Origin of the sequence: Streptomyces sp. YGL11-2 (assembly GCF_050054615.1) — a bacterium.
GTDB lineage: Bacteria > Actinomycetota > Actinomycetes > Streptomycetales > Streptomycetaceae > Streptomyces.
In genome coordinates, this window is sequence record NZ_JBNHIN010000004.1 from 1 (window position 1) to 23802 (window position 23802).

The following is a 23802-nucleotide window of genomic DNA, read 5'->3' on the forward strand; positions in this document are numbered from 1 at the left end:
CGGAAGCTAAGCCTTTCAGCGCCGATGGTACTGCAGGGGGGACCCTGTGGGAGAGTAGGACGCCGCCGAACAATCTTTGAAAAAGCCTCGTCGGGAACTTCGGTTCCCGGCGGGGCTTTTTTGCGTTCCAGCACCCGGGACCCGGGGCGCGGCGGGGCCGGCCGGGCAGGTAAAGTCGGGGGCATCATTGGCACATTTCCCACAGGAGGCTTCCGCGTGGAGGTCCAGGAGACGCGGGTCCAGACAGATCGTGTCCTCACCATCCCGAATATTCTGAGCATGGCGCGCCTGGTCGGCGTGCCCGTGTTCCTGTGGTTGATCCTCTGGCCGGAATTCGGTGGTCCGAAGGCTGACGGCTGGGCGCTGCTGGTCCTTGCGCTGAGCGGTGTCAGCGACTACCTGGACGGCAAGCTCGCCCGGCGCTGGAACCAGATCAGCAGCCTGGGGCGGATCCTCGACCCGGCCGCCGACCGTCTCTACATCCTCTCCACCCTCGTCGGTCTGACGTGGCGTGAGATCCTGCCGGTCTGGCTCACCGCGGCGCTGCTGGCCCGGGAACTGATGCTGCTGATCGCGGTCGGATTCCTCGGTCGCCACGGCTATGGGCCTCCCCAGGTGAACTTCCTGGGCAAAGCGGCTACGTTCAACTTGATGTACGCCTTCCCGTTGCTGCTACTGAGCGATGGAAGTGGCTGGCTTCACACACTCGCTGCTATTTTCGGATGGGCGTTCGCAGGGTGGGGTACGGCGCTGTACTGGTGGGCAGGGATCCTCTACGTGGTCCAGGTCCGCCGGATCATCAGGGCGGACGCCACAGCCGACTGAGCTCGCCTAACCGGCAGAACGTGCCGAGGTCCAGGGCCCGTGCGGAAAACAGTGGGCGAACCGGACAAGTGAAGTCGGCAAGAACCGTCGTCTCTTAGAGGAGGACGCTTCCGACATGAAGGCCGTTGTGATGGCCGGTGGTGAAGGCACACGCCTTCGCCCCATGACGTCCAGCATGCCCAAGCCGCTGCTTCCCGTGGTCAACAGGCCGATCATGGAACACGTACTGCGGTTGCTGAAGAGGCACGGTCTCAGTGAGACGGTCGTGACCGTGCAATTCCTGGCCTCGCTCGTTCGCAACTATTTCGGGGACGGGGAAGAGCTCGGTATGGAGCTCACCTATGCCAATGAGGAGAAGCCACTCGGCACGGCCGGCAGCGTGAAGAACGCAGAGGAAGCGCTCAAAGACGACGCCTTCCTCGTCATCTCCGGTGACGCGCTGACCGACTTCGATCTGACCGACCTCATTCGGTTCCACAAGGAAAAGGGTGCCCTCGTCACCGTCTGCCTCACGAGGGTCCCCAACCCGCTGGAATTCGGCATCACCATCGTGGACGAGGCCGGCCGGGTCGAGCGATTCCTGGAAAAGCCGACCTGGGGCCAGGTCTTCTCGGACACCGTCAACACCGGCATCTACGTCATGGAGCCGGAGGTCTTCGACTATTTTGAGCCCGATGTTCCGGTGGACTGGTCCGGGGATGTCTTCCCGCAGCTGATGAAGGAAGGCAAGCCGATCTACGGCTATGTCGCCGAGGGCTACTGGGAGGACGTCGGCACACATGAGAGCTATGTGAAGGCGCAGGCCGACGTACTCGAAGGCAAGGTCGATGTGGAGATCGACGGCTTCGAGATCTCGCCGGGAGTGTGGGTGGCAGAAGGCGCCGAGGTGCATCCGGACGCGGTACTGCGCGGGCCATTGTACATCGGCGATTACGCCAAGGTCGAAGCGGACGTGGAGATCCGCGAGCACACCGTCGTCGGGTCCAACGTCGTGGTCAAGAGCGGTGCGTTCCTCCATCGGGCGGTGGTGCACGACAACGTCTACGTCGGTCAGCACAGCAATCTGCGCGGCTGTGTGATCGGGAAGAACACCGACATCATGCGGGCCGCGCGGATCGAGGACGGCGCGGTCATCGGCGATGAATGCCTGATCGGTGAAGAGTCCATCGTCCAGGGCAATGTGCGGGTCTATCCGTTCAAGACCATCGAGGCCGGTGCGTTCGTCAACACCTCGGTGATCTGGGAATCCCGGGGACAGGCGCATCTGTTCGGGGCGCGCGGGGTGTCCGGCATCATCAACGTCGAGATCACCCCGGAGCTCGCCGTGCGGCTCGCGGGGGCGTACGCCACGACGCTCAAGAAGGGCTCCACGGTCACCACCGCCCGGGACCACTCCCGCGGTGCGCGGGCCCTGAAGCGTGCGGTGATCTCCGCGCTGCAGGCGAGCGCCATCGAGGTACGCGACCTGGAGAACGTCCCGCTGCCCGTCGCCCGGCAGCAGACCGCGCGGGGCAGCGCCGGCGGCATCATGGTCCGCACCACGCCCGGTGTGCCGGACTCCGTCGACATCATGTTCTTCGACGAGCGGGGCGCGGATCTCTCGCAGGCCGGGCAGCGCAAGCTCGACCGGGTCTATGCGCGCCAGGAGTACCGGCGGGCGTTCCCCGGGGAGATCGGCGATCTGCACTTCCCGGCCAGCGTCTTCGACTCCTATACGGGAGCCATGCTGCGGGCCGTGGACACCACGGGCATCAGCGACTCCGGGCTGAAGGTCGTCGTCGATGCGTCGAACGGCAGTGCCGGACTGGTGCTGCCCAGCCTGCTGGGCCGCCTCGGCGTCGACTCGCTGACCATCAATCCCGGTCTTGACGAGTCCCGGCCGACGGAGACCGCCGACGCCCGGCGCTCCGGGCTCGTCCGGCTCGGCGAGATCGTGGCCTCGGCGCGGGCCGCGTTCGGGGTGCGCTTCGATCCGGTGGGCGAGCGGTTGTCCCTGGTGGACGAACGCGGACGGATCATCGAGGACGACCGTGCGCTGCTGGTGATGCTGGACCTGGTCGCCGCGGAGCGGCGCAGCGGGCGGGTGGCGCTGCCGGTGACCACGACCCGGATCGCCGAGCAGGTGGCGGCGTACCACGGGACCCAGGTGGAGTGGACGACGACGTCACCGGACGACCTCACGCGGGTCGGGCGGATGGACGGCACGATCTTCGGTGGGGACGGTCTCGGCGGCTTCCTCATCCCGGAGTTCAGCAGCGTCTTCGACGGCGCGGCGGCGTTCGTCCGGCTGATCGGCCTGGTGGCCCGTACGCAGCTCACGCTCAGCCAGATCGACGCGCGGATCCCGCGGGCGCACGTCCAGCGCCGTGATCTGGCGACGCCGTGGGCGGTCAAGGGGCTGGTCATGCGGCATGTCGTGGAGGCGGCGGGCGACCGGGACGTGGACACCACCGACGGCGTGCGGGTCGTGGAGGCCGACGGGCGGTGGGTGCTGGTGTTGCCCGACCCGGCCGAGGCGGTCACGCATCTGTGGGCGGAAGGACCGGACGACGCCTCGGCGCAGCAGTTGCTGGACGAGTGGTCGGCCGTGGTGGACAGCGCGGGTCGCTGACCCGATCCCACCGGCGTGCCGTTGCTCCGGCACGCCGGTGGGGCCATTGGGAGACCGCGCCGCCGACATGCGACGATGTGCGGCATGTCGCAGCAGCGCCCCGATCGGAGCAACACCCGGAGACCGGCCGCGCGTCCCGATGCGTCCATGTCGCTGCTGACCAACGTGATGGATCACAGCCTCGACGACGGATACGCGGAGGCCGCCGCGCGCAGGTCCGAGGCGGGCGTGCGCGGTCTGCCGCGCACGCTGCGGGCGAAGTTGGGCCTGGCCGCCGGGCTGGTGCTGGCGGCGCTGGTGGTGACGGTGGGGGCAGCGCAGGCGCGGGTGTCGGCGCCGACGCTCGCCAAGGAGCGCGAGGAGCTGATCCACCGCATCCAGAAGGGCACCGCCGAGGCCGACACACAGCAGCAGCGGGTCGACGCGACGCGGGACGCCGTCGACCGGATGCAGCGTGAGGCGCTGAAGAAGCACGGTGGTGACAAGGCCGAACTGCTGGCGCTGCTGGCCGGTTCGACGCAGGTCACCGGGCCCGGGGTGAAGCTCGTCGTGGACGATGCCAAGGGCGCGGAGAGCAGTGCCGGCGGGCCGCGGGAGAGCAGCGACTTCTCGGACACCGGGCGGGTGCGGGACCGTGATCTGCAGCGGGTCGTCAACGGGCTCTGGCAGTCGGGCGCGGAGGCCATAGCTGTCAATGGGCAGCGGCTTACGTCACTCTCGGCGATCAGGGCCGCGGGAGACGCCATACTGGTCGACAACAAGCCACTGGTGCCGCCGTATACGGTGCTGGCGGTGGGGGACGGGCAGCGGCTCAGCACCGCGTTCCAGGACAGTGCCGACGGCCAGTATCTGCATGTGCTGCAGGAGAACTACGGCGTACGCACCAAGATTTCCGCCGAGAGCCAGGTCACGCTGCCGCCCGCGCCCAGTTTGACCGTACGTACAGCTAAGCCGCAGGCCGGTGCCGCGAAGGCGGACGGCGCCGACACAGGGAAGGGCACATCGTGATCGCCGTACTGGGCCTCATCGTGGGAGTCGTGGTCGGACTCGTGGTTCGACCTGTGGTGCCGACGGTGGTCGAGCCCTACTTGCCGATCGCCGTCGTGGCAGCGCTGGACGCCGTGTTCGGCGGTCTGCGCGCGATGCTGGACGGCATCTTCGACGACAAGGTCTTCGTCGTCTCCTTCCTGTCCAACGTGGTGGTCGCGGCGCTGATCGTCTTCCTCGGCGACAAGCTGGGTGTCGGTGCCCAACTCTCCACCGGTGTCGTTGTCGTGCTGGGTATCCGGATCTTCTCCAACGCCGCCGCGATCCGCCGGCACGTCTTCAGGGCGTGAGGCGGATGGGTACGGAGGAGACGCCGGAGCCGGAGAAGAAGTCCGAGCCGCATCCCGAGCGCGAGGCCGGTCCGGAGCGCGGTCCCGCCGACCGGCGCCCGATGCCGCCGGAGAGCCCCCGCACGCCCACGGGGGAGGCGGGTGCGGGGGCCGAACACCGGGGCTCCGACGGCGAATCGGACGAGGTGAGGCAGAGTGGTGCCAAACCGGCAAATGGGGCCGCCTCTGGCGCCTCGGCGGACGACGGGAATCCGTCGGAGCCGCTGACCGGCCGGCAGCGTCTCGTGGCCGGTCTGTGGCCGCCGCGGCTGACGCGGGCTCAACTGATCGTTGCGTTGCTCCTGTTCATTCTCGGTCTCGGCCTCGCGATTCAGGTACGTTCCACGAGTGACAGCAGTGCGCTGCGGGGCGCGCGCCAAGAGGATTTGGTGCGCATCCTGGACGAACTGGACAACCGCTCCCAACGGTTGACGGATGAGCAGCGGCGCCTGGAAGGGCAGAAGACCGAACTGGAGAACAGTTCGGACCAGGCCGAGGAGGCCCGTAAGCAGACCGTGGAGAAGGAAGCGCAGCTGGGCGTGCTGGCTGGGACCGTCGCGACGCAGGGTCCCGGCATCAACCTGACCATCGACGACCCGCACCACTCCGTGGAGGCGGACAAGCTGCTCGACACCATCCAGGAGCTGCGGGCAGCCGGAGCCGAGGCCATCCAGGTCAATGGTGTACGGGTCGTGGCGAACACCTACTTCTCGGACCTCCGGGGCGGGGTGGAGGTCGACGGAAAGCGCGTCACACAGCCGTACCGATTCAAGGTCATCGGGAAGCCGGAGGACCTGCAGCCGGCGCTGAACATCCCTGGCGGGGTGGTCCAGACACTGGAAAAGGAGCAGGCCAAGGTGTCTGTGACCCGTGAGGAGAAGATCATTGTGGACGCCTTGCGGGAGGCGAAGCGGCCTGACTACGCTCGGTCGTCATCGCAGTGAGGCATCTACGTATGGTGATGGCCCGGGGAGGGCATGACGTAGCGGGGGGTCGACGCACCGTGCGTGTGGTGTGTGAGGGAAACTGTCTGAAGGCCACGGACGTTCACAGGATGTCCGGATCGGCCGGTGTGTGCATCGAGGGTTCGTCCTGCCCCACGGGCGGGTCTGTTTCGTACAAGGGGAATCGCCCGTGAAGTTGTTTGCAAAGCTGTTCGGCAAGAGCGCCCGCCAGGAGGGTGGCAGCGGCTCCGCGCGGCATCGCGCGACGCGCCAGCCCGAGGAGAGCGGCGCGGCCGAGGACCGTCCGCTCTTCCGTGATGAGGTCGGCGGTCCGTCCGGGGGGCACGGCGCGGGTTCTGTTGACCCCTCCGGGTCCGGCCGCATAGGTTCCCAGGAACCATCAACCTCACGCACGGGTGGAGGGTTGGCCTTGCCGGTTTGTACAAGGTGTGGGCACCGGAACGCCGAGGCGAGCCGGTTCTGCTCCAACTGCGGTGCGCCGCTGCGTCCGGGCGCACAGCCCGAGCGCGCGTCCGAGACGACCTCGACGATCTCCATCTCGGGGATCGAGGCGTACGACGCGGAGGCGACGGGGCAGAATCTGTCGCCGTCGCTGTCCCCTGAGGCGCAGGCGGCCGTCGATGCCCTTCCGCTGGGTTCGGCGCTGCTGGTCGTCCGCCGGGGGCCGAACTCCGGCAGCCGCTTCCTGCTGGACGGCGAGCTGACGACGGCGGGCCGGCATCCGCAGGGCGACATCTTCCTCGACGACGTGACGGTCTCCCGTAGCCACGTGGAGTTCCGCCGCGGCCCGGACGGCCGCTTCACGGTCACCGACGTCGGCAGCCTGAACGGCACCTACGTCAACCGCGAGCGGATCGACTCGGTCGTCCTCGCCAACGGCGACGAGGTGCAGATCGGCAAGTACCGCCTGGTCTTCTACGCGAGCCAGCGGGGCGTCGGTATCTGACCGCCAGGGAAGGCATATGCGCCATACACCGGCAGGCGGTGCCGGTTCCGCCGGCACCGCCTCCTCGGACCGCAAGCCGATGAGCATCGGCACGGTGCTCAACGCGCTGCGCGAGGAGTTCCCCGAGGTCACGATCTCCAAGATCCGCTTCTTGGAGGCCGAGGGGCTCGTCGAGCCGAAGCGCACGCCTTCCGGGTACCGCAAATTCACCGCGGCCGACGTCGAGCGCCTGGCGAGCGTGCTCCGCATGCAGCGGGACCACTATCTGCCGCTCAAGGTCATCCGGGAGCATCTGGATGCCCTGGAGCGCGGGGAGCAGGTGCCGCTCCCGGCTCCGGCGCCGTCCCGGGACCTGGTCGAGGGCGTGTCCGACCCGGACGAGGAGGTCCCGCCGGCGGCCCGGATCGGCCGGGCGGAGCTGCTGACCGCCGCTGACGTGGACGAGGCGGCGCTCGCCGACTGGGAGTCGTACGGACTCATCGTCGCCCATGACGACGGCGGATACGACATCGAGACCGTCGCCGTCGCCAAACTTGTCGCGGAGCTGGGCCGCTTCGGTCTGGAGCCGCGGCATCTGCGTGCCGTGAAGGCGGCGGCCGAGCGCGAGGCCGGTCTGGTCGAGCAGGTCGTTGCACCCCTTCGGCGGCACCGCAACCCTCAGACCCGGGCGCATGCCGAGGCCACCGTCAGAGAGCTGGCCACGCTGTCCGTACGGCTTCACGCGGCGCTGGTGCAGAGCGCTCTGCGGGTCCGTCTGCCGTGAGCAAACGACTGCCCGACTACCCAAACCTGCCGGGCACGTCCTAGGGTTACTGTGTGAACGAGCTCGACGTCGTGGGTGTCCGGGTGGAAATGCCTTCCAGCCAACCGATCGTGCTCCTGCGGGAGGTGGGAGGCGACCGTTACTTGCCCATTTGGATCGGGCCAGGGGAAGCCACCGCCATCGCCTTCGCCCAGCAGGGCATGGTCCCTGCCCGGCCGCTGACGCACGACCTTTTCAAGGACGTGCTCGAAGCGGTGGGCCAGGAGCTGACGCAGGTCCGCATCACGGATCTGCGCGAAGGGGTCTTCTACGCCGAGCTGGTCTTCGCCAGCGGCGTCGAGGTCAGTGCCCGGCCGTCCGACGCCATAGCGCTGGCGCTGCGCACGGGAACGCCGATCTTCGGTACCGACGGTGTGCTCGACGACGCGGGGATCGCGATTCCGGACGAGCAGGAGGACGAGGTGGAGAAGTTCCGCGAGTTCCTCGACCAGATCTCGCCCGAGGACTTCGGCACCAGCAACCAGTGACTCGGCCAGTCGAACGTCTGTTTCCGGCCAACCTGCAATCCCTTCCCCGTGGCAAGTCACGAGAAACCACTCGTAGGGTGATTATCACTCGGCGTGGCGAGCGCGGCGATCGTTGACGCACCCCGGGTGACTGCATACCGTCGATAGGGCAGGTCCCGTCCGGGACGTGGAGGACGGAGGGCGGCGTGGCAATCACCGGCGACGGTACGGCGGCGGAAGGGGCGTTGCCGCTCCACTCGGGCGCGGCAGCGAACCGCGGTCCCGTACAGGCCGCCGCGATGTCGGGGGACCGCGAGGCGGAGAACATCGGCTACCGCGGACCGACCGCATGTGCGGCAGCGGGCATCACGTATCGGCAGCTCGACTACTGGGCGCGGACGGGTCTGGTGGAGCCCAGCATCCGGCCCGCGTACGGGTCCGGCACGCAGCGGCTCTACAGCTTCCGGGACGTCGTCGTCCTGAAGATCGTCAAGCGGCTGCTGGACACCGGGGTCTCGCTCCAGAACATCCGCACCGCGGTGCAGCACCTGCGCTCGCGGGGGCTGGCGGACCTGACGCGGATGACGCTGATGAGCGATGGCGCGACGGTCTATGAGTGCACCTCGCCCGACCAGGTCGTCGACCTGCTCCAGGGGGGCCAGGGGGTCTTCGGCATCGCGGTCGGCGTGGTGTGGCGGGACGTGGAGGGCGCGCTGTCACAGCTCCACGGAGAGCGTGTGGACACCGGCGAGACGCTGGTCGGGAAGAACCCGCATGACGAGCTGGCGCGGCGGCGCAACCGGGCCGGCTGACGGCGCGTACGGGGTTCCGGGCCCGGGTCGGGCCGATTGTCAGTGGTGTGCGGCAGCATCGGTGGTGTGAGACGTGCGCCGACGATCCTGCATCTGGACATGGATGCGTTCTATGCCTCCGCCGAGCAGGCGGCCAAGCCGAGCCTGCGGGGAAAGCCCGTGGTCGTCGGTGGGATCGGGCCGCGCGGCGTGGTGGCTACGGCGTCGTACGAGGCCCGGGTCTTCGGGGTGCGCTCGGCGATGCCGACGGCGCAGGCACGCCGGCTGTGCCCCAACGCCGCCTATCTCAGCCCGCGATTCACCCTGTACCGCCAGGTGAGTGAAACGGTCATGGAGCTGCTGCGGGCGTTGTCGCCACTGGTGGAGCCGCTGAGCCTGGACGAGGCTTTCGTGGACCTGGAGGCGGGTGGGGTCGCGCCGGAGACGGCCGCGGTACGGGCGGTGGGGGCGCAGCTGCGGCGGGACATCCGGACGGCCACGGGGCTGACGGGGTCGGTGGGGCTGGCGGGCGCCAAGATGCTCGCCAAGATCGCGTCCGAGCAGGCGAAGCCGGACGGCCTGGTGGTGATCGAGCCCGGCACGGAGCGGGAGCTGCTGGGGCCGATGCCGGTGCGGGCGCTGCCGGGGGTCGGGCCGGCCACGGCCGAGGCACTGCGCCGGGGCGGTATCCACACGGTCGCGGAGACCGCGGAGGCCGGTGAGGCGGAGCTGGTGCGGCTGCTGGGCAGGGCGCACGGCACGGGGCTCTACGCGATGTCGCTGGGGCAGGACGACCGGCCGGTGGTGGCCGAGCGGGACGCGAAGTCGGTGTCGGTCGAGGACACCTTCGAGGTCGACCTGACGGACCGGACGCGGGTGCGGAACGAGGTGCTGCGGCTGGCCGACCGGTGCGTGGAGCGGCTGCGGGCCGCCGGGCGGTCCGGGCGCACGGTGGTGATCAAGGTGCGGAACTACGACTTCTCGACGCTCACCCGGTCCGAGACGCTGCGCGGGCCCACCGACGACCCCGCGGTCGTGCGGGAGGCGGCCGTGCGGCTGCTGGAGACGGTGGACACCACCGGTGGGGTGCGCCTGCTGGGCGTGGGGGTGAGCGGGCTGGCGGACTTCACGCAGGAGGACCTCTTCGCCCAGATCGCCACGGAGCGGGAGGCGGAGGAGCATGCCGGGCCCGCCGAGCCGGAGGCGGCGCCGGAGCCGGGGGAGGAGCTGCCGCGGCGGTGGCACCCGGGGCTGGACGTGGTCCACGAGGAGTTCGGCGCCGGCTGGGTGCAGGGCAGCGGGGTGGGGCGGGTGACCGTACGGTTCGAGACGCCGGGGTCCGCACCCGGGCGGGTGCGGACCTTCGCCGTCGACGATCCGGCGCTGCGGCCGGGGGAGCCGCTGCCGCTGCCGGGCGGCCCGGATCAGTCGTCGGCGCCGGCGATCCGCCCGAAGTCCGAGTCGCCGGCCGAGGACAGCGAGTCCGAGACCGGGGAGGAGATATCGAGGCGGTAGTGGTGGTAGAGCTGGAGTTCCTGCTCGGGGGAGAGATGCCGGCCGACGCCGAAGTCCGGGGCATCCTTGATGAGCTTGCGGTCATAGGGAATGCGCAGGCTGTCGCCGACCATTTCGCTGGGTTCCAGGGGGACGAACGCATCGCGGCTGAAGAGGCCGGTGCGCACCGCCGCCCACTCCGGTTCACCCGTCGCATCGTCGAGGTACACCTCGTCGATGGTGCCTATCTTCGCGCCGTTCCGGTCGAACGCTTTGCGGCCGATGAGGCTCCGGGGATCGATATCGGCTTGCACGGTCCCTCCAATTGGTCGCAACTGCCTTGTGACAACTACGAAACGGCACATTTCATGCCTCGGCCACTCGAAGGATCGTTCCAGCAGTGCGCTGGTAGGCTGGCGATTGGCCGCAGAACCCATGCGGGAGAGTCCTTTGTCGTTCGCGACCAGGGCGCCGAAGGAGCAAATCCTCCCCGGAATCTCTCAGGCACACGTACCGCGTGGGCGAGGTCACTCTGGAAAGCAGGGCGGGTCACGGTCAGCCACCATGCCGGAACCCCTCCTCACCGACGGTGAAAACCGGGCCGCATCCCGCGAACCGGTGAAGCTCTCAGGTTGAGATGACAGAGGGGGAGGCCGTCCGGGCACCAGCGCCGTGGTGCCCCTCGTAGGTCGCATTGACCAGGAGGCCCCCGCAGATGACCACCAATCGCATCTCCTTGACCGAGCTGGAGCGCGGCACCCCCTTCGAGCGTCGGCACATCGGACCCGATGACGAGGCGCAGGCCAAAATGCTCGCGCAGGTCGGCTTCGGTTCGCTGGACGAGCTGACCGCCGCCGCCGTCCCGGACGTGATCAAGAGCGCGGAGGCGCTGGGCCTGCCGCACGCCCGTACCGAGGCCGAGGTCCTGGAGGAGCTGCGCGGTCTGGCCGACCGCAACCAGGTCCTGTCGTCCATGATCGGACTCGGCTACTACGGCACGTTCACCCCGCCGGTGATCCTGCGCAACGTGATGGAGAACCCGTCCTGGTACACGGCGTACACGCCCTACCAGCCGGAGATCTCGCAGGGCCGGCTGGAGGCGCTGCTGAACTTCCAGACGATGGTCGCCGAGCTGACCGGGCTGCCCACCTCCGGTGCCTCCCTCCTGGACGAGGGCACCGCTGCCGCCGAGGCGATGGCCCTCTCCCGCCGGGTCGGCAAGGTCAAGCAGGGCGTCTACCTGATCGACGCCGACTGCCTGCCGCAGACCGTCGCCGTCATCCGGACCCGTGCCGAGCCGACCGGTGTCGAGGTCGTCGTGGCGGACCTGTCCGGCGGCATTCCGGCGGAGATCGCCGAGCGCGGGGTCTTCGGCGTGCTCCTGCAGTACCCGGGCGCGTCCGGCGCGGTGCGCGACCCGCGGGCCGTGATCGCGCAGGCTCACGAGCTGGGGGCGGTCGTCACCGTCGCCGCCGACCTGCTGGCCCTGACCCTGCTGGCCTCGCCGGGTGAGCTGGGCGCGGACATCGCGGTCGGTACCAGCCAGCGCTTCGGCGTCCCGATGGGCTTCGGCGGCCCGCACGCCGGCTTCATGGCCGTACGCGAGCAGTTCGCCCGCAGCCTGCCCGGCCGGCTGGTCGGGGTGTCCGTCGACGCGGACGGCAACAAGGCGTACCGGCTGGCGCTGCAGACCCGTGAGCAGCACATCCGCCGGGAGAAGGCCACCAGCAACATTTGCACCGCCCAGGTGCTGCTCGCCGTCATGGCGGGGATGTACGCGGTCTACCACGGGCCCGACGGGCTGCGGGCGATCGCCTGGCGCACCCACCGCTACGCGGCCATCCTGGCCGAGGGCCTGCGGGCCGGCGGGGTGGAGCTGGTCCACGACGCGTACTTCGACACGCTGACCGCGCGGGTTCCCGGCCGGGCCGCCGAGGTCGTCGCCGCGGCCCGCGAGGCGGGGGTCAACCTCCGCCAGGTCGACGCGGACCTGGTCGGGATCGCCTGCGACGAGACCACCGGGCGCGCCCAGCTGACCGGCGTCTGGGGCGCCTTCGGGGTGCAGGGCGACATCGAGCGGCTGGACGCCACGGTTACCGAGACGCTGCCGGAGCCACTGCTGCGCACCGACGACTACCTCGGCCACCCCGTCTTCCACCAGCACCGCTCCGAAACCGCCATGCTGCGCTACCTGCGGACGCTGGCCGGCAAGGACTACGCGCTGGACCGCGGCATGATCCCGCTCGGCTCCTGCACGATGAAGCTGAACGCCACGACCGAGATGGAGCCGGTCACCTGGCCCGAGTTCGGGCAGCTGCACCCCTTCGCGCCGGCCGACCAGGCGCAGGGCTACCTCACGCTCATCCAGGAGCTGGAGGAGCGGCTGGCCACGGTCACCGGCTACGACAAGGTGTCCATCCAGCCCAACGCCGGCTCACAGGGCGAACTCGCCGGGCTGCTGGCCGTCCGCGCCTACCACCGTGCCAACGGCGACGAGCAGCGCACCGTCTGCCTGATCCCGTCCTCGGCGCACGGCACCAACGCCGCCAGCGCCGTGATGGCCGGCATGAAGGTCGTCGTCGTCAAGACCGGCGACGACGGCGAGGTCGACAGCGACGACCTGCACGCCAAGATCGAGAAGCACCGCGACGAGCTGGCCGTCCTGATGGTCACCTACCCGTCCACCCACGGCGTGTTCGAGGAGCACATCACCCAGATCTGCGCGGCGGTGCACGAGGTCGGCGGTCAGGTCTACGTGGACGGTGCCAACCTCAACGCCCTGGTCGGCCTCGCCGAGCCGGGGAAGTTCGGCGGCGACGTCTCGCACCTCAACCTGCACAAGACGTTCTGCATCCCGCACGGCGGCGGTGGCCCCGGCGTCGGCCCGGTCGGCGTCCGCGCCCACCTGGCGCCGTACCTGCCCAACCACCCGCTGCAGCCCACCGCGGGCCCGGAGACCGGTGTCGGGCCGATCTCCGCCGCCCCCTGGGGCTCGGCCGGCATCCTGCCGATCTCCTGGGCGTACGTCCGGCTGATGGGCGGCGAGGGCCTCAAGCGCGCCACCCAGGTCGCGGTCCTCAGCGCCAACTACGTCGCCAAGCGCCTGGAACCGCACTACCCCGTGCTCTACACCGGCCCCGGCGGGCTGGTCGCGCACGAGTGCATCATCGACGTCCGGCCGCTGACCAAGGCGACCGGCGTGAGCATCGACGATGTCGCCAAGCGGCTCATCGACTACGGCTTCCACGCCCCGACGATGTCCTTCCCGGTGGCCGGCACGCTGATGATCGAGCCGACCGAGAGCGAGGACCTGGGCGAGCTGGACCGCTTCTGCGACGCGATGATCGCCATCCGCGCGGAGATCGACAAGGTCGGCTCGGGGGAGTGGGACAAGGACGACAACCCGCTGTGCAACGCCCCGCACACCGCGGGCGCGCTGACCGGCGAGTGGAGCCACGCCTACCGCCGCGAGGAAGCCGTCTTCCCGGCCGGGGTGGACGCCGCGGACAAGTACTGGCCGCCGGTGCGCCGGATCGACGGTGCCTTCGGGGACCGCAACCTCGTCTGCTCCTGCCCCCCGCTGGACGAGTACGACGGCTGATCCAGGCAACATCAAGGGCCCTCGGCGCGATGCCGGGGGCCCTGTTGTACGTGCGTGGTACGTGTCGGGTGGCCGCGGATCAGGCGGCGGCGGTGACCCGGGCGGAGCCGAGCGGCCGGTGCGGGGCGATGACCTGGCCGTCCGGCAGCAGCTCACCGGTGTCCTCGAAGAGCAGGACGCCGTTGCAGAGCAGGCTCCAGCCCTGCTCGGGATGGTGCGCCACCAGTTGGGCGGCCTCCCGGTCGGTGGATTCCGCTGACGGGCATGGCGGTTGATGCTGGCACATGGGAATTGTCTTTCGCTGCGGTGTGGTGAACGTCGTGCGGCTGGATGAGGTGGTCATGGCCGCTCCCCCGTTTCCTGTCGGTCCCAGTCTTGCCCTACGGAGGTGTTTCCGCAGGGATTTCGCAGCAGCGGTACACACTCGATACTGACGCATCACCCGTGCGGGCGGTTGCTCCCAAATGAGCGCGACTCCCAGGGGGTTGGGAGTGGTATCGGCGGGCGGGCCCGCGCGGGTGGGCAGCGCGGTGCGCCCCGCGGCAGGGAAGGGCCACGGGGCGCAGGGCGGCGGTGCGGGTGTACGCGGGCGTACGAGGGGGGTGCGGCGGTCAGGCCGGCTCGCGGAGCAGCGGGGTGGGGGCGAGGCGGCGGGCGAGGCGGGGGAGCAGGTCGGCCAGGCGCTGCGGGAGGTGCGGGGCGATCCCCGGCGGGGCGGGGGCCAGCGGCACCAGGAGGTCGCCGGGGGCGGGCATGCCGTCGGCGCCGTCCGCGGTGGTGTCGTGGTGCAGCCACAGGGTGAGCATGTACAGCTCCGGGACGGACAGCAGCCGCGGCTGGTACGGCGCGGCGAGCGACTCCGACTGCTGCAGGGCCCGTTCGGTCGCGACGACATAGGGGCCGTCGCAGAAGCGCGAGAAGGTCCAGCCGTCCGCGGTGAGCCGGGCCTCGGCGGTCGCCAGGGCGCGCTCCCCGCCGCGGACCAGGAAGCGCCAGCCGGCGAGGCGGGTGCGCGGCGGGCCTGCCTGGCTGATGTCGTCCCAGACGTGCACGGGCAACGGGTGGTCGGGGCTCAGCGGTCCCTGATGGGCGCGCAGCGCGGGGGTGGGGGCCTCGCGGATGGCGGTGGGGGAGCTGAGGGCGGTGAGGATGCTGCGCAGGGCGGGCGCAGGGGCAGGCGGGATGTGCAGCGGCATGGCGGGTCGCCTCTCGCTTCGGAGACACGGTGGAGCGGGGAAGTGCGGACGTCGCTGTCTGCGGGCGGGGTCAGAGCAGGGCTGACCGCGGCTGCGGACCGGCACGGCCGGCCGCGGTGCCGGAGTACCGGTGGGAACACCGCCACGCTGGCGCCAAATCTCTGCCTCGCCAGCGAAGTTTATACGACGTATGTTCTGGAAGTGTTTCGGCTACTCGCCTTGCGGATTTCCGGCAAGGCGGAATCCGGCCCCTTGCTCCGGGTGGTTTCCGCCGCTTTGTGCCGGGCCGGGGAGATGCCACCTCGTAATTCCTCGGTGATGCGGTAGGCCGGATCACGTCGGTGTTTTTTACGAGCGAATTGCGGCGGGCGCTGGCCATGGAGATATGCCCGAGGAAAATGCCCGGCGCCCGGTACTCGTCAGACTAACCGTACCGTCATGGTCGTGAGGCGTTATCGATCAGATTGCCGGGGCATCATCGACCGTAGCGCGTGCCCCGGGGTGCCGGGGGCGGCCCCAAGCAGCCCGTGGCAGCGGGTCGTTCACTCTAGAAGGGACCCTTCGATGGGGGAGAAGGTCGCCGCGGACGGGATCGACCTGGCGGACCGGGAGCGTTATCGAAGAAAGTTGCACGACTGTCTGGCGGGATTGCGCAGGATGCTGGCGGAGAAGCGGTTCGATCGACCCAGGAATCTCATGGGGCTGGAGATCGAGCTGAATCTCGCGGGCGCCGACGGGCTGCCGCGCATGCTGAACTCGCAGGTGCTGGAACGCATCGCCAGCGGCGATTTCCAGACTGAACTCGCCCAGTGCAATCTTGAGGTCAACATCACCCCGCACCGATTGTCCGGACGTGTTCTGGACCAACTCGCCGAGGAACTCCGCACGGGCCTCGGCTATGCGGAAAGAAAGGCTCGCGAGCTCGCCGCCCGTATCGTGATGATCGGCATCCTGCCGACCCTGCACGCCAGTGACCTCACCGCCTCCAGCCTCTCCGCGAACGACCGCTACGTGCTGCTCAACGAGCAGATGCGGGCGGCCCGCGGGGAGGACTTCGCCATCGACATCGAGGGTGTGGAGCGGCTGGTGTCCCGCTCGCCGTCGATAGCTCCGGAAGCGGCGTGCACCTCCGTCCAGCTGCACCTCCAGGTCACGCCCGGCCGGTTCGCCGCGGTCTGGAACGCGGCTCAGGCGATCGCCGCCGTCCAGATCGCGGTCGGCGCCAACTCGCCGTTCCTCTTCGGGCGGGAGCTGTGGCGCGAGTCGAGGCCACCGGTCTTCCAGCAGGCCACCGACACCCGGGCGCCCGAACTCCAGGCGCAGGGCGTGCGCCCCCGGACCTGGTTCGGTGAGCGCTGGGTCGAGTCCGTCGACGAACTGTTCGAGGAGAACCTCCGGTTCTTCCCGCCGCTGCTGCCGCTGTGCGGCCCGCAGGAGCCGCTGCGTGTCCTCGATGAGGGCGGCGTGCCCACCCTCGCCGAACTGGTGTTGCACAACGGAACGATTTATCGGTGGAACCGCCCCGTCTACGCCGTCGCCGGCGGCGTGGCGCACCTCCGCGTCGAGAACCGGGTCCTGCCGGCCGGCCCCACCGTCGCCGATGTCGTCGCCAACACCGCCTTCTACTACGGCCTGGTGCGCGCGCTGGCCGAACAGCCCCGCCCGGTGTGGACCCGGCTGCCGTTCGCCGCCGCGGCCGGCAACTTCGACGCCGCCTGCCGCCACGGCATCGACGCCGTGCTGCGCTGGCCGCGGTCCGGGCGGGCCGGCGGTATCGCCGAGATACCGGCCGTACGGCTGGTACGGCAGGAGCTGCTGCCGCTGGCGGCGGCGGGGCTGGACGCCTGGGGTGTCGAACCGGCCGACCGCGACCACTACTTGGGCATCATCGAAGCCCGCTGCGTCCGCCGGGTGAACGGTGCGTCCTGGCAGGCCGCGGCCTTCCACCACGCACGGCGGCAGGGCCTGGCGCGGGAGGCCGCACTGGCCGCGATGACCCGGCGCTACAGCGAGCTGATGCACACCGGGGAGCCGGTGCACACCTGGCCGGTGGCCTGGCCGGTCGGCGAGGCCACCGTCCCGGCGCAGCGGCGGGCCGCGCCGGACGGGGTGTAGCGGGGGCCGCGCGGGGGCGTCGGCTCACACCGGTGCCGCAGTCGGTGCGGATCTCCGGGCCGACCGTCGGGCAGCGCCGGCGCTGAGGCCCTCGGCGGAGGGGGTTCTCCCGGAGGGCGGCCCGGTGGGGAGTGCCCCGGGGCCGGGATTTCACGTCGCACGGGCCTGCCGGTACGCGGCGAGCGCGGTGGCGTACGGGCCGCTGGCGCGGGGCACGGGGGGCAACGACCGGAAGGCGGTGGCGAGTTCGTCGCGGTGGGCGCGGCCCTTCTCGCCGCGGTCGCCGAGCCGGCCGGTGGGCGTCAGCTCCACGTAGCCCTTGGTGCCGTCCAGGTGGGCGGCGAACTTCCACAGCCCGACCTCGTCCTCGGGTGTGCAGGTGTCCAGCGCCTGTGGCCGGGAGTCCTCGGCGAGGTCCAGCCGGGACCGGCCGCCCTGGCCCGGATGTGCGAGGGCCGTCGACACGGGGACGTCCACGGCCGGGGTGATGCGGGTGCTCTGCACCGTGGTGGTCCACATGCCCAGCAGCGCCTTGAGTTCCTCGGCCGACGGCGGGTTGGTGGTGGCGGTCGCGTACGGCTGCGGTTCGCGCCCGCCGGCCGCGCCGACCAGCTTCGGGTCGGCGCTGCCGCTGCTGGACCGGAAGCCGTGGCCGCGCAGGGTGTGCTGGCCGTCGGTGTCGTCGAGGAGCGTCAGGAAGCGGTTGGCGGCGCGGCTCTGGTCGGCGGTCAGCTCCTGGTCGTTCACGAGGGTGTACGGGTAGTCGAGCTCGGCGGCGCCGTCCTCGGGGTAGAGGAGGTCGAGGGCGGGCCCGCCGGCCGTGGTGTTGTGGGCGTACGCGGCCTGCTCGGAGAGCAGCAGCGCCTGGTTGCGGCGCGGATTGCGCTGCTCGGCGCCGGAGCCGTCGTGGGGCAGGGTGGCGAGCAGTTGGCCGTCGCCGTCCGCGACCCGCTCGTAGAGCAGTTTGGCGGTGGCTGCGGTGCGGCCGGCGGCCTTGTCGCCGTCCTTCGCCTCCTTGCGGTTGGCGGTGTCCGTACGGGCCAGCGCCAGGAGTCCGGTGGCGCTGCGGGTGGGGTCGGCGACGCCCAGGTGCAGCCCGGAGCCGGAGGTCGCGGCCCGGGCCAGCGCGGTCCAGGTGTAGGTCTTGTCCGGCCAGCCCAGCGCCTTGGCGGCGGAGGGGACGGCGCCCAGCGCGATCGGGGAGGAGGCGATGGTGCCGGCGGCGGTCAGGGACGACCCGCCCTCGTCGGCGACCCGTTCCGCCCACAGGCTCGAATCGGGTATCCAGACCTGGAACTCCGGGTTGGCCGGCCGCTGGGCGAGCGAGTCGGCGACCTCGTCGGCGGGCCGGGCGCGCACCCTGACGTCCAGGCATTTGCCGTCGGTGCGGGTCGCGTCGTCGCGGGCCTTCTCGGCCACCGTCTGCAGCGCCGGGGCGATGTCGGGGGAGGCGACCACGTCGACCTCCACGGAGCTGCCGTCGCACGGTCCTCCGAAGGGGAGCAGATCGGTGCGCAGCGCCACGGCGGAGCCGGCGGCGACCGCGAGGACGACGGCGGTGGCGACGGCGACGGTGCGGCGGCGCCTCCGGGGCCGGGCCCCCGTGCCCGCCCGTGCGGAGTCGTCGGGCAAGCTGTGATGTCCCATTGCGGTAGCGCCTCTCCTGATACTCGGAGTCCGGAGTTCCGGATCTCCATCGGGATCCGTGGGGACGTCACCGCGCCACGTGGATGGCGCCCGTCCCCGGCCTGTCGCGCGCGATCTTCGTAACTGCTTTCGAGACCCTAGCGGTGCGATGGCGGCGGAGTGGCGGTATTGCAGAAGTGGAGGAAAGCCTTGCAGTCGGATACAAGCCCCGTGGCGGACGCGGACGTTCCAGGTGAAGGAGCCGGTTCGGGGCGTTCCCGGGAGGCGGCCGGCGAGCCGCCCCGGCGGGTGCTGCGGAACGAGACGCTGATCGTGCTGGCGCTGTCCCTGGGGGCCAGCGCGGTCTCGGCGCTCATCAGCTTCGTCGGGTCGCTGACCAAGCCCGGCGGCCTCAAGCACCAGGCGGCGACGCTCAACGCCTCGCATGCGCCCGGCCGGCCGTGGCTGGATCTCACCTGGCAGCTGTTCGGTATCGCGACCGCGCTGGTGCCCGTCGTGCTGGTGGCGCATCTGCTGCTGCGGGAACGGGCCGGCGGGCTGCGTGCGATCGGCTTCGACCGGCGGCGGCCGGGATTCGACCTGGGCAGGGGAGCCGCGCTGGCGGCCGTCATCGGGGGCAGCGGTCTGCTGCTCTACCTGGGCGCGCGGACGGCCGGACTCAATCTGACGGTGGTGCCCGAAGCGCTGCCCGACGTGTGGTGGAAGATCCCGGTACTGATCGCCTCCGCGGTGCAGAACGCCGTCCTGGAGGAGGTCATCGTCGTCGGCTACCTGCTACGCAGGCTGGGGCAGTTGGGGTGGACACCGGCGACCGCGGTGGCGGCCAGTTCGGTGCTGCGTGGTTCGTACCACCTCTACCAGGGCATCGGCGGCTTCTTCGGCAACATGGTGATGGGCGTGGTCTTCGCCCTGCTGTACCGGCGGTGGGGCCGGGTCGGGCCGCTGGTCGCCGCGCACGCCCTGATCGACATCGTGGCGTTCCTGGGCTATGCGCTGCTCGCCGGACGGGTGGGGTGGCTGCCCACGGGGTGAGCGCCGGGTGAACGGACAGGAGGGGCGGGGCCTTGGCGCTCCCGCCCCTTCGCGTACCCGGACGGGCCCGGCGGGGCGTCCGCGCGGCGCCGTGACGGGTCAGCCGGCGGCCAGCAGCTCGCCGTCGATGACAGTCACCGCCGAGCCGGTCAGCAGCGTCCGGTCGCCGCGCAGCTCGGTCCGTACGAAGCCGGTACGGGCACCGCCCTGAAGGCTGACCAGGGCGTCGCGGCCCAGGCGCGCCGACCAGAACGGGGCGAGCGCGGTGTGCGCGCTGCCCGTCACCGGGTCCTCGTCGACGCCCACGTAGGGGAAGAAGCAGCGCGAGACGAAGTCGTAGCCGGCGGCGGGGTCCTGGGCGGGCGCGGTGGCGATCACCCCGCGGCCAACGCGCCCGGCCAGCGCCTTGAAGTCCGGTGACAGGTCCCGGACGGACTTCTCGTCGGCCAGCTCGACGAGCAGATCGCCGACGTGCGGGCCGGTGTCGTGGGCGGAGAGGATCTCGGCGCCGAGCGCCTCGGCGACGGTGCCGGGCACTTCTACGGGGATCAGCGGGGCGGTCGGGAAGTCCATCGTGATCGAGCCGCTGTCGTCGGCGGTCGTGATCAGCACGCCGCTGCGGGTGCGGAAGCGGACGGTGCCGGTGGCCGTGCCGGCGGTGTGCAGGACGTGCGCGGTGGCCAGGGTGGCGTGGCCGCACATGTCGACCTCGGCGGCGGGGGTGAGCCAGCGCAACGCCCAGTCGGCGTCGCCGCCTTGGGGCAGCGGATGAGCGAAGGCGGTCTCGGAGAGATTGACCTCGGTGGCGACCTGCTGGAGCCAGGTGTCGTCCGGGAAGGCGTCGGAGTCGAGCAGGACGACTCCCGCGGGGTTGCCGGTGAACGGACGCTCACTGAAGGCGTCGACGATGCGAATCCTCATGGCCGGGAGCGTAGGAGCGGCGCAAAGCCGCAGGCCAAGGCCAATCTCGAAAAACTGGACCCGAAGCCTTGCTCGGCGAACAGTCCCGATATATCGTTGAGGCATCGCGATCGGTCAACGATCGCGAGCGATAGTAAGTGAACGATCAACGGACAGAGAGGGGGGACGTCATCATGCGTTCCCAAGGACACGAACACGGCCACGAGCGTCGGCACGAGTACTGCGGTCCCGAAGGGCGCGGCGGCCGGGGGGAGTTCGGCGGCGGCTTCGAGCGCCGGCGCTCCGCCTTCGGCGGCTTCGGCCCGCCCTTCGGGGGCCCGCCCTTCGGTGGCGGCCGGGGGCGCGGCGGACCGCGCGGCCGGGCACGGCGCGGCGATGTGCGGGCCTCGATACTGGCGCTCCTCAAGGACCGCCCGATGCACGGTTACGAAATGATCCAGGAGATCGCCGAGCGCAGTGGCGGCGCCTGGAAGCCCAGCCCCGGCTCGGTCTACCCGACCCTGCAACTGCTGGAGGACGAGGGGCTGATCACCAGCGCCAGCGAGGGCGGCAAGAAGCTGTTCTCGCTGACCGACGCCGGCCGCGCCGAAGCCGACAGCGGCTCCGACGCCCCCTGGGAGGACGCCGGCCGCGGTGTCGACTGGGAGGCGATGAACGAGATACGCAAGGCGGGCGGCGGCCTGGTCGAGGCGTTCCGCCAGGTGTGGGCCACCGGCAGTCCCGAACAGCGGGAGAAGGCCATGGCGGTGGTCAACAAGGCCCGCAAGGAGCTGTATCTGATCCTCGCCGAGGAGGACTGAGGCGCCGAGTGGAACGGCGCCGGCTGAGGGCAGTCGAGGTCGGGGCGGAGCGGCGTGGCCGAGCGGGGTGCGGTCGCGCCTGCCGCTTCAGACCACCAGCCCGGCGAGCCTGCGCAGGGACTCGTTCAGCGCGCCGCTCGCCGAGTCCTTCAGCTTGGCCGCCATCAGGGAGACCGCGGCACCGGTGAACGTCCCGTCGATCCGGACCGCGGTCGCTCCGCCGTCGGGGGTGAGCTCGTAGCGCATCCCGAGGCTGACGCCCATCGGGCCCCTGCCCGCGATGTCGAGCAGTCGGCCCGGCGTCAGTTCCCGTACGGTCCAGGTCACCTCCGCCGGGAAGCCCATCAGCTTCATGTTCTCCGCGTAGGCCGCGCCCACCTCCAGTGGCCGCGGGCCGCCGTCGGGGAAGTCGGTGTGGGTGGCGTTCCACCGCCCGTGGGAGTCGAAGTCGGTGAGCCGGTCCCAGATCTTCTCGGCCGGTGCCTCGATACGGGCCCGGGCGGTGACTTCGGCCATGCGATCACCCCTTCGGTGACGTTCCCTCGCCGGCCGCGGCGGTCCCCGGCCGGTGGTGGTCGCGGTGCGGCTGCCGTCGCCGCTCGGGGCGGGGCGTCGGCCGGTGCCGCGGAAGGTAGCCGCACGGGGGCGAAGGTTCAATACCGCGGCGCACTCATCGCTGATGTCTCGTCAGATTCCGGCGGAGGCGCCGCCGCGGCGGGCCGGTCAGCAGCTGGTCCACGTGGTGCCGGCGCAGCCCGCGCGCCGGATCGACCGGGACCAGCAGCCGGTCCGCCCACCGTCGGCTGCGCCGCACCAGGCTGTCGGGCATGACGTCGTCGACCCAGGCGAACGGCCGCCCGCCGGCGTACCGCAGCAGTGGCGCCCACTTCCGGGCCAGCAGGCTCTCCGGCCCCGCGAACCGCGGATCGCCGGGCCGGCTGCGATAGCCGCTGAACTCGACGACCGGCAGCGCGGGCAGCTCCAGCAGCGGCGCGATATGGGTGTTCGCGTGGTGCTCCCACGTCGTGGCCCACACCAGCTCGTAGGCGGCGGACAGCTCGCGCAGCCAGCCGGCGTGGTCGGCGGAGAGCAGCACGGTGTGGTCGAGCAGATCGTGCGCCGTGAAACCCGGCGACGGCAGTACCGGGTTCAGCACGCCGTCGACGTCGAGGAAGAGCAGCGGACGGGTGGCCATCGGGATCCTTCGCCACGGAGGAGCGGGGGTGGGAGTGGGCGCGGTCGGTGAACAGGGGGGCGGCTGGGGAGGCATGCGGGCGCGGCCGGATCGCGCTTGCCGGGGAGGACGTGCGGTGGGGCGCCGCCGGTTTCCGTACGGGGCGCGATACGGGAGCGGCGACGTGACCGGAGCGCCGGCCCCCGGTCGGCGGTGCGGCCCGGTGCGGCACTGGTGCCTGCCCCGGGACGCGGTGCGGTGACCAGGGCGGGGCGACACCGGCGGAGCCGTACCGTGTGCACCCGTTTCCGTGGGGATGCCCGCCCTCCATGATCCCTTCGCATATCCTCCGCAAGGATGAGATCCCCCGCGGGTGTCCCCAACCAGGGTGGGATGCGCAAATGCTTCCCGCCGGGGATGCTCCGGCTCTGAGGGACTGGTGGGGTGGGGACTGTGCAAAACCGTACTGCGTACAGCGGCGGCGAAGGATCCGCCCAGGAAGACCTCGACACCCAGCTCACCGTGGAGCTCGCGTCGGTGGTTTCCGCCGCCCGCAGGCGGGCCACCCGGGACGGCGACCGGCAGGTCGACACCGCCCATCTGCTGCACGGCCTCCTGGAGTGGGACCCCGCGGTACGCGAAGCCTTCGACGGCGGCCCCCAGGTCGCCCGGCTGCTCGGCTACCTCGTCCAGCGCAGCATCGGCTACGGCCTCCAGTGGCACGGCACCGTGGAGGACTCCGGCTCCGTCCCCGTCGTCGCCGAGGGCGGTGTCCCCGGCTGGTCACCGGCCGCGGCCGCCGCGATGGACGGCGCCCTGGACCGCGCGCACGCCCGGTACGCCACCCGCGCCGGCTGCCTCGACCTCCTCGCCGCCCTGGTCGACGACCCGGAATCCCGGGCCGTCGAAGTGCTGCGCCGCGCCTCCGTCGACACCGCCCGGCTCGCCGCCCGCCTCGACGGGGAACAGCGCCCCGTATGCGACTGACCCGGCGGGCCGGGGCGCCCGCCCGTATCGCCAGTTGAGACAGGGGCAAGCA

Annotated in this window: 22 protein-coding genes, 1 rRNA gene and 2 riboswitches; of the genes, 16 read left to right on the plus strand and 7 right to left on the minus strand. The window is 70.9% G+C overall.

The genetic code is table 11. The features are described 5' to 3' along the window. The 11 genes from rrf to ACO1BR_RS06355 all read left to right on the plus strand — a co-directional run. Positions 1-71, plus strand: a 5S ribosomal RNA gene (rrf, locus tag ACO1BR_RS06305); the annotation flags it as partial. Positions 72-216: 145 nt separating this feature from the next. After that, the gene (locus tag ACO1BR_RS06310) at positions 217-825 is read left to right on the plus strand and encodes a CDP-alcohol phosphatidyltransferase family protein (RefSeq protein WP_159505074.1); all 609 of its coding nucleotides are present in this window, start codon (positions 217-219) and stop codon (positions 823-825) included. A 115-nt stretch (positions 826-940) separates the two neighbouring features. After that, the gene (locus ACO1BR_RS06315; RefSeq protein ID WP_159505075.1) at positions 941-3436 is read left to right on the plus strand and encodes a mannose-1-phosphate guanyltransferase; all 2496 of its coding nucleotides are present in this window, start codon (positions 941-943) and stop codon (positions 3434-3436) included. Between the two features lie 84 nt (positions 3437-3520). Continuing rightward, entirely contained in the window at positions 3521-4444 is a 924-nt protein-coding gene (locus ACO1BR_RS06320; protein WP_426794016.1) for a DUF881 domain-containing protein, read from the plus strand. After that, entirely contained in the window at positions 4441-4773 is a 333-nt protein-coding gene (locus tag ACO1BR_RS06325; protein ID WP_003984969.1) for a small basic family protein, read from the plus strand. Before ACO1BR_RS06320 ends, ACO1BR_RS06325 begins: the two co-directional genes overlap by 4 nt. Before the next feature lie 5 nt (positions 4774-4778). Next, positions 4779-5756 (plus strand): DUF881 domain-containing protein, encoded by a 978-nt coding sequence (locus tag ACO1BR_RS06330; RefSeq protein WP_426794017.1) that lies wholly within the window; start codon positions 4779-4781, stop codon positions 5754-5756. 130 nt (positions 5757-5886) lie between these two features. Further along, positions 5887-6723, plus strand: coding sequence for an FHA domain-containing protein (locus ACO1BR_RS06335; protein ID WP_426794018.1), 837 nt, complete (start codon positions 5887-5889; stop codon positions 6721-6723). Positions 6724-6739: 16 nt separating this feature from the next. Then, positions 6740-7486 (plus strand): MerR family transcriptional regulator, encoded by a 747-nt coding sequence (locus ACO1BR_RS06340; protein ID WP_426794019.1) that lies wholly within the window; start codon positions 6740-6742, stop codon positions 7484-7486. Positions 7487-7539: 53 nt separating this feature from the next. Beyond that, positions 7540-8013: a bifunctional nuclease family protein gene (locus ACO1BR_RS06345; RefSeq protein ID WP_043263312.1), complete on the plus strand. Its 474-nt coding sequence runs from the start codon at positions 7540-7542 to the stop codon at positions 8011-8013. A 185-nt stretch (positions 8014-8198) separates the two neighbouring features. After that, positions 8199-8804, plus strand: a complete 606-nt coding sequence (locus ACO1BR_RS06350) for a MerR family transcriptional regulator (RefSeq protein ID WP_426794020.1) — start codon at positions 8199-8201, stop codon at positions 8802-8804. A gap of 66 nt (positions 8805-8870) precedes the next feature. Beyond that, entirely contained in the window at positions 8871-10298 is a 1428-nt protein-coding gene (locus ACO1BR_RS06355) for a DNA polymerase IV (protein ID WP_426794021.1), read from the plus strand. On the opposite strand, the gene ACO1BR_RS06360 is transcribed toward ACO1BR_RS06355, so the two are convergent. Beyond that, the gene (locus ACO1BR_RS06360; RefSeq protein ID WP_201305173.1) at positions 10208-10603 is read right to left on the minus strand and encodes a PRC-barrel domain-containing protein; all 396 of its coding nucleotides are present in this window, start codon (positions 10601-10603) and stop codon (positions 10208-10210) included. The two genes, ACO1BR_RS06355 and ACO1BR_RS06360, sit on opposite strands and share 91 nt — an antisense overlap. A 102-nt stretch (positions 10604-10705) precedes the next feature. Then, positions 10706-10803, plus strand: a riboswitch (glycine riboswitch). Further along, positions 10804-10931: riboswitch (glycine riboswitch) on the plus strand. Positions 10932-10992: 61 nt separating this feature from the next. Between ACO1BR_RS06360 and gcvP the strand changes: the two genes are divergently transcribed. Beyond that, the gene (gene gcvP / locus ACO1BR_RS06365; RefSeq protein ID WP_426794022.1) at positions 10993-13878 is read left to right on the plus strand and encodes an aminomethyl-transferring glycine dehydrogenase; all 2886 of its coding nucleotides are present in this window, start codon (positions 10993-10995) and stop codon (positions 13876-13878) included. Between the two features lie 79 nt (positions 13879-13957). Here the strand turns inward: gcvP and ACO1BR_RS06370 are convergent, their stop codons facing one another. Together ACO1BR_RS06370 and ACO1BR_RS06375 are read right to left on the minus strand one after the other, a co-directional pair. Then, a complete protein-coding gene (locus tag ACO1BR_RS06370) occupies positions 13958-14164 on the minus strand; it encodes a DUF5999 family protein (protein WP_043263307.1) in 207 nt (68 codons plus the stop codon). 325 nt (positions 14165-14489) lie between these two features. Beyond that, positions 14490-15074 (minus strand): hypothetical protein, encoded by a 585-nt coding sequence (locus ACO1BR_RS06375; RefSeq protein WP_426794023.1) that lies wholly within the window; start codon positions 15072-15074, stop codon positions 14490-14492. Between the two features lie 564 nt (positions 15075-15638). On the opposite strand from ACO1BR_RS06375, the gene ACO1BR_RS06380 reads away from it, so the two are divergent. Continuing rightward, positions 15639-17189, plus strand: a complete 1551-nt coding sequence (locus ACO1BR_RS06380; protein ID WP_159505085.1) for a glutamate-cysteine ligase family protein — start codon at positions 15639-15641, stop codon at positions 17187-17189. Between the two features lie 150 nt (positions 17190-17339). Here ACO1BR_RS06380 and ACO1BR_RS06385 read toward each other — a convergent pair whose 3' ends face one another. Then, positions 17340-18836, minus strand: a complete 1497-nt coding sequence (locus tag ACO1BR_RS06385) for a substrate-binding and VWA domain-containing protein (RefSeq protein ID WP_426794024.1) — start codon at positions 18834-18836, stop codon at positions 17340-17342. Positions 18837-19025: 189 nt separating this feature from the next. Between ACO1BR_RS06385 and ACO1BR_RS06390 the strand changes: the two genes are divergently transcribed. After that, complete coding sequence (locus ACO1BR_RS06390) at positions 19026-19868, plus strand: CPBP family intramembrane glutamic endopeptidase (RefSeq protein WP_426794025.1); 843 nt, start codon at positions 19026-19028, stop codon at positions 19866-19868. Between the two features lie 99 nt (positions 19869-19967). On the opposite strand, the gene ACO1BR_RS06395 is transcribed toward ACO1BR_RS06390, so the two are convergent. Continuing rightward, positions 19968-20789 (minus strand): PhzF family phenazine biosynthesis protein, encoded by an 822-nt coding sequence (locus ACO1BR_RS06395; RefSeq protein ID WP_426794026.1) that lies wholly within the window; start codon positions 20787-20789, stop codon positions 19968-19970. Positions 20790-20962: 173 nt separating this feature from the next. On the opposite strand from ACO1BR_RS06395, the gene ACO1BR_RS06400 reads away from it, so the two are divergent. Then, positions 20963-21589, plus strand: coding sequence for a PadR family transcriptional regulator (locus ACO1BR_RS06400; RefSeq protein WP_426794027.1), 627 nt, complete (start codon positions 20963-20965; stop codon positions 21587-21589). A gap of 87 nt (positions 21590-21676) precedes the next feature. Here the strand turns inward: ACO1BR_RS06400 and ACO1BR_RS06405 are convergent, their stop codons facing one another. Next, positions 21677-22105 (minus strand): type II toxin-antitoxin system Rv0910 family toxin, encoded by a 429-nt coding sequence (locus ACO1BR_RS06405; protein WP_426794028.1) that lies wholly within the window; start codon positions 22103-22105, stop codon positions 21677-21679. Between the two features lie 154 nt (positions 22106-22259). Beyond that, positions 22260-22784: an HAD domain-containing protein gene (locus tag ACO1BR_RS06410; protein ID WP_426794029.1), complete on the minus strand. Its 525-nt coding sequence runs from the start codon at positions 22782-22784 to the stop codon at positions 22260-22262. Between the two features lie 432 nt (positions 22785-23216). Here ACO1BR_RS06410 and ACO1BR_RS06415 point away from each other — a divergent pair, with 432 nt between their 5' ends. After that, positions 23217-23750, plus strand: a complete 534-nt coding sequence (locus ACO1BR_RS06415) for a Clp protease N-terminal domain-containing protein (protein WP_426794030.1) — start codon at positions 23217-23219, stop codon at positions 23748-23750. Positions 23751-23802 lie beyond the last annotated feature (52 nt).

Excerpts from the sequence above, each read along its gene's own strand:
- ACO1BR_RS06375 (WP_426794023.1), bottom strand. The coding sequence starts at position 15,074 with ATGCCGCTGCACATCCCGCCTGCCCCTGCGCCCGCCCTGCGCAGCATC.
- ACO1BR_RS06405 (WP_426794028.1), bottom strand. The coding sequence starts at position 22,105 with ATGGCCGAAGTCACCGCCCGGGCCCGTATCGAGGCACCGGCCGAGAAG.
- ACO1BR_RS06320 (WP_426794016.1), top strand. The coding sequence starts at position 3,521 with ATGTCGCAGCAGCGCCCCGATCGGAGCAACACCCGGAGACCGGCCGCG.
- ACO1BR_RS06395 (WP_426794026.1), bottom strand. The coding sequence starts at position 20,789 with ATGAGGATTCGCATCGTCGACGCCTTCAGTGAGCGTCCGTTCACCGGC.
- ACO1BR_RS06385 (WP_426794024.1), bottom strand. The coding sequence starts at position 18,836 with ATGGGACATCACAGCTTGCCCGACGACTCCGCACGGGCGGGCACGGGG.
- ACO1BR_RS06370 (WP_043263307.1), bottom strand. The coding sequence starts at position 14,164 with ATGTGCCAGCATCAACCGCCATGCCCGTCAGCGGAATCCACCGACCGG.
- ACO1BR_RS06315 (WP_159505075.1), top strand. The coding sequence starts at position 941 with ATGAAGGCCGTTGTGATGGCCGGTGGTGAAGGCACACGCCTTCGCCCC.
- ACO1BR_RS06380 (WP_159505085.1), top strand. The coding sequence starts at position 15,639 with ATGGGGGAGAAGGTCGCCGCGGACGGGATCGACCTGGCGGACCGGGAG.
- ACO1BR_RS06400 (WP_426794027.1), top strand. The coding sequence starts at position 20,963 with ATGCGTTCCCAAGGACACGAACACGGCCACGAGCGTCGGCACGAGTAC.
- ACO1BR_RS06410 (WP_426794029.1), bottom strand. The coding sequence starts at position 22,784 with ATGGCCACCCGTCCGCTGCTCTTCCTCGACGTCGACGGCGTGCTGAAC.
- ACO1BR_RS06330 (WP_426794017.1), top strand. The coding sequence starts at position 4,779 with ATGGGTACGGAGGAGACGCCGGAGCCGGAGAAGAAGTCCGAGCCGCAT.
- ACO1BR_RS06340 (WP_426794019.1), top strand. The coding sequence starts at position 6,740 with ATGCGCCATACACCGGCAGGCGGTGCCGGTTCCGCCGGCACCGCCTCC.
- gcvP (WP_426794022.1), top strand. The coding sequence starts at position 10,993 with ATGACCACCAATCGCATCTCCTTGACCGAGCTGGAGCGCGGCACCCCC.